This window comes from Eubacterium sp. An3 (genome assembly GCF_002159465.1).
In the GTDB taxonomy this organism is placed as follows: domain Bacteria; phylum Bacillota; class Clostridia; order Lachnospirales; family Lachnospiraceae; genus Anaerobutyricum; species Anaerobutyricum stercoris.
This window is the reverse complement of the sequence record NZ_NFIR01000076.1, coordinates 1-2713: the sequence shown is the minus strand read 5'-3', so window position 1 is coordinate 2713 and position 2713 is coordinate 1. Positions and strand designations below refer to the sequence as shown.

4 protein-coding genes and 1 pseudogene are annotated in these 2713 nt (G+C 47.6%); all 5 read left to right on the top strand.

Annotated elements, in window-relative coordinates; genetic code table 11:
* Positions 1-30: 30 nt before the first annotated feature.
* Positions 31-225 (top strand): transposon-encoded TnpW family protein, encoded by a 195-nt coding sequence (locus B5F87_RS20230; RefSeq protein ID WP_022030172.1) that lies wholly within the window; start codon positions 31-33, stop codon positions 223-225.
* A gap of 133 nt (positions 226-358) precedes the next feature.
* Positions 359-655, top strand: coding sequence for a hypothetical protein (locus tag B5F87_RS20225; RefSeq protein WP_070087571.1), 297 nt, complete (start codon positions 359-361; stop codon positions 653-655).
* Positions 656-840: 185 nt separating this feature from the next.
* Entirely contained in the window at positions 841-1674 is an 834-nt protein-coding gene (locus B5F87_RS20220) for a methyltransferase domain-containing protein (protein WP_002584969.1), read from the top strand.
* A gap of 131 nt (positions 1675-1805) precedes the next feature.
* Positions 1806-2101 (top strand): annotated as a pseudogene (locus B5F87_RS20215) (DUF3847 domain-containing protein).
* Positions 2102-2340: 239 nt separating this feature from the next.
* The coding region (locus B5F87_RS20210) for a MobA/MobL family protein (protein WP_158097124.1) at positions 2341-2713 on the top strand (373 nt) is incomplete at its 3' end.

Here is a 2713-nt window from a genome sequence, read left to right as displayed (position 1 = left end):
CTCTTTTGCACCCAGAGAAAGGAGCCGCCTATGGCAGAACAGAACGGGACACCTCAATCCCCCGACAGTGTTATCACGACACAGAGGGACGGACAGACCATCGTTGCGGAGTTGTTTTTCAACCACAGCGGCACAGAAACATTCCGCGACAAGCTGCTCAAAGTGATACTTGCCGACAGCTTGCAGGACGGTCAAGAGCCGGAAAAAACGAAAATCACGCGATAGGAACCGCCCGGACGAAGAATGGTTCGCCGGGGCGGTTTCTATTTGAAAATCCCCATTTTCCCCAAGTCAAGAGCCGGGAAAATTCCCTCAAAAATGCCCCTCTCTCCAAACGAGGGCGCAGAAAGGAGAGTTTATGCGAACAGGGCTTCCCAAGCAAAAAAAGGTCACAGACATCTGGTTTGATGAGAAAGACCCGTTGATCCATATCCGTACCCACAACACCGACTTGAAGAAGCGGCTTGCCGCCTATGCCGAGCAGCACCCCGATGTGTGCCGCCAGACCGACGCAGACCCGGAAACGGGCTGCATGGAGTTTGACATTGAGAAAGGCCGCTTCTCTTTCCGTCTGACCGCCCCATACAGCGAGGAACGGCGGGAAGCGGCGCGGCGGTATGCCAGAGAGAGCAACGTCGCCGACAGGCTGAAATAGAGTTGAAATGTTCATAGTTTTGTGCTATACTTTTTCTAAAAGCAGAGTAATACTGCGGAATTGATTGGAGGACAACACAATGGTTACATTTATGAGATTAAGATAAAACCGCGAGTTATGTTGCGGTTATCCGTATTGCATAACTCGCTTATTGAAGCAGAGATGTAATTACGGAGGAAAAACAAATGAATAATAATTTATCACGCTTTGCAGACAGCAAGGTTTATTTTCAATGCCCAATTTGCACAAAATCAATGGATATACAAGGCAATAGCCTAATTTGTAGACATGGACATTGCTTTGATATTTCAAGATATGGGTATGTAAATTTGTTGTTAAAATCATCGCCCAAAACCAACTACAGCAAGCGGTCTTTTGACAACCGGCACCAAATTTTGGAGTATGGCATGTATGATGTTGTGTTGGAGAAAATCATACAGTTTATTTCTGATACGCCATCTATAAGAAACATTTTAGATGTTGGTTGCGGCGAGGGTTTCTATGCAAGGCAGATACAGCAAAGAACAGAACGAAACATCTTTGCCTTTGACTTGTCAAGGGAGGCAATACAGATTGCATCAAAAAAAGACAAGCGCAAAGCAGTGAAGTGGTTTGTTACTGACTTATCAAAAATCCCTTTGAAAGACGGAAGTATGGATTGTATTTTAGACATATTTTCGCCTGCACACTACAAAGAATTTCAGCGATTGCTATCTCCTAACGGATATGTTGTGAAAGTAATTCCTACGAAAAATCATTTGAGGGAAATCAGGACTAAAGTGCAAGCACACTTGAAAAATCCAGATTATTCAAATGAGTCTGTCGTTGAATATTTTGAGAAATATCTTAAAACCATTTCAAGAGAAACGGTTTCAGCCACCGTACAGTTGTCATCAGAACAAAGAATGTCGTTTATTGAAATGACGCCGCTTCTCTTTTGCGTTGAAAAAGATTGCGTTGATTGGCGTACTCTCACACATTTGACAATCGAAGCTGATGTTTTAATAGGAATGTATTAAAGGGCGTATTGATATTTAATATTCCCATTTATTGAGCAGAACGGAGTAAACCAAACACCCTAATCAAAAGGACAGCCGAGGAAATCGACTGTCCTTTTTCTGTGCCGACAGGTAGAAAGGAGTGACCACCCATGACGAAACCGAGAGAAAAAAACGCGAGGAATTGCAAGCCGAGATTGAGGACGGGAAGAAGAAAATCCGGCAGCTTGAAAATCGGGAAAAGGTGTTGCGGCAAAAGTTATCCCAAGAGGAACGCAGGACGCGCAGCCATCGGCTGATCGTCCGGGGTGCGGTCTTTGAGAGCATTGTGCCAGAAGCAAAGACCATGACCGACGAAGAAGCCGCCGCCTTTCTCCGGCTTGCCCTGACGAGCGAGGAAGCGCGGGGCTATCTGAAAAAACGCACCGAGGGCGGGAAAAGCGAATAATCCCTTTGGTACAAAGGGCGCACTTATACACCCTTACGGGTGCGTGCGCTCTGCCGAGGGCTTGTCGGCACAGAGAGAAAGCCGCTTGCTTCCCTCTCTGACCGACATTGGCGGCTTTGCCGCAACAAGGGGCTGCACCCCTTGCGCCGCTTACGCGGCTATCCCTGCACACCCACAAAAACAGTATACCCGCCTTTGGCGTCTGTACCATTTTTGCGGGTTTTCATTTTATCCGGGAGGTGATACCCATAGCCATCTATCATTGTAATATCAGCATTGTCAGCCGGGGCAAGGGCAAATCAGCCGTTGCCGCAGCCGCCTACCGAAGCGGCGAAAAGCTGACAAATGAGTGGGACGGAATGACACACGACTACACCCGCAAAGGCGGTGTTGTCCATACGGAAATTATGCTGCCACCCCACGCCCCGCCCTCTTTCTCTGACCGTTCAACCTTGTGGAACAGCGTGGAGCTTTACGAGAAAGCCGGGAACGCCCAGCTTGCCAGAGAGATTGACGCGGCGCTCCCCATAGAGTTATCCAGAGAGGAACAGATCCGGCTTGTCCGGGAATACTGTTCCTCTCAATTTGTTTCCAGAGGAATGTGCGTTGATT